The sequence below is a fragment of the Rhizobacter sp. P3_B12 genome (genome assembly GCF_056402895.1).
On the sequence record NZ_JBFUGN010001399.1, the window covers coordinates 1 to 1,201 of the forward strand.

At 62.9% G+C, this 1,201-nt stretch carries 3 protein-coding genes; 1 reads left to right on the forward strand and 2 read right to left on the reverse strand.

The features are described from left to right. On the forward strand, positions 1–197 hold a 197-nt coding region (locus AC1D01_RS35570), incomplete at its 5' end, for an IS3 family transposase (RefSeq protein ID WP_477874100.1). Between the two features lie 413 nt (positions 198–610). Here AC1D01_RS35570 and AC1D01_RS35575 read toward each other — a convergent pair. Together AC1D01_RS35575 and AC1D01_RS35580 are read right to left on the reverse strand one after the other, a co-directional pair. Then, entirely contained in the window at positions 611–844 is a 234-nt protein-coding gene (locus tag AC1D01_RS35575) for an IS66 family transposase (RefSeq protein ID WP_477874358.1), read from the reverse strand. Between the two features lie 133 nt (positions 845–977). After that, positions 978–1,201: hypothetical protein (locus AC1D01_RS35580; RefSeq protein ID WP_477874356.1), on the reverse strand; the 224-nt coding region annotated here is incomplete at its 5' end.

The following is a 1,201-nucleotide window of genomic DNA, read 5'->3' on the forward strand; positions in this document are numbered from 1 at the left end:
ACAACGCCGTGATGGAACGCTTCTTCCTGAACCTGAAGATGGAACGCGTCTGGCAGCGCGACTACGCCAATCACGCCGAAGCGATGATCGATGTCGCCGACTACATCGCCTGCTTCTACAACCCCGTCAGGCTCCATTCCACACTCGGCTATCGCTCGCCCGTCGAGCATGAGCGTCACGCCGAACACACTCACTGAGATTCAACCCAAACCAACTCATTGGCGTGTCCGAAAAGACTTGACCACGACACACGCCTTCCATGTACATCCTGGCAGCTTCGAATGCCTCATTCCAAGCGCTGGCAAAGACATTACCCATGTAGTGCTTTCCCGCATCCTTCGGGTTGTCTCCATGGTATTCCGCACGAGCTTGACGGGTTGCTTGGTCTATGCAAACGCTACCGCTGCACCGCTCCGACGAGGCGCTGTTCGAAGAGCTCGACTCAGCCTTCTTCGCGGGCGCTGGTGATCCAGCGCCATCTGGCGCCTTCTCCGGCGTTGTCTTGGTTGTGGCCGTCTGCGCCGGGCTCACGTCCGGCGCGCTCAGCGCCGGGAACATGATCGTCGTCACGAAGTAGCCCTTCCAGGGCTCCCATGTCTTGCTCGGCTTGTCATCCGACCAGCCGCTCGGGTCCGTGCGCGCCAGCGGATCGTTGCGCACGTAGCTGTAGCGGTTGTAGGCCTGCAGGTCTGCCGGATCGCTCACGAGTTGGTCCACCGACAGGAACCGGCGTCTCGTCGGCATGCAGGACGCGCCGGGCGAGTAGATCTTCGTGCATGGCCTGCACCAACGGCGCCAACTGCACGCCGATGCCGTTGGCCATCGCCACGGCTGCGMTCGACATGCCAGGTTGCTCGCAGGCCGCCACGAGCTGCGCCTTGAACTCGGCGCTGTGCTTGCGCCTTCGGCGGCGCCCAGCCGCCTTCACCACAGTAGTGTCCACGTGTCCACGGAGAAGTTAAGTGGAGTAGAGCCTCCTATGGCTGCGAGCTCAGATCAAGATGACTTGGCCGGACGCATACGCTGGCACGGCCCGTCGCAGCTTCATAGCTCGACTTGCTCACCACCGAGCTGCTGTAGCGCTGCTGCTCCAGCCGATCCCACGCGTTGTAGGCCTGCGCCTGCCACAGCACCGTGCCGGCCGGCAGCGTGACGCTCGCACCCGGTGTGCCCCCTGGTGTGGCCGGCAACGGGTTCACCG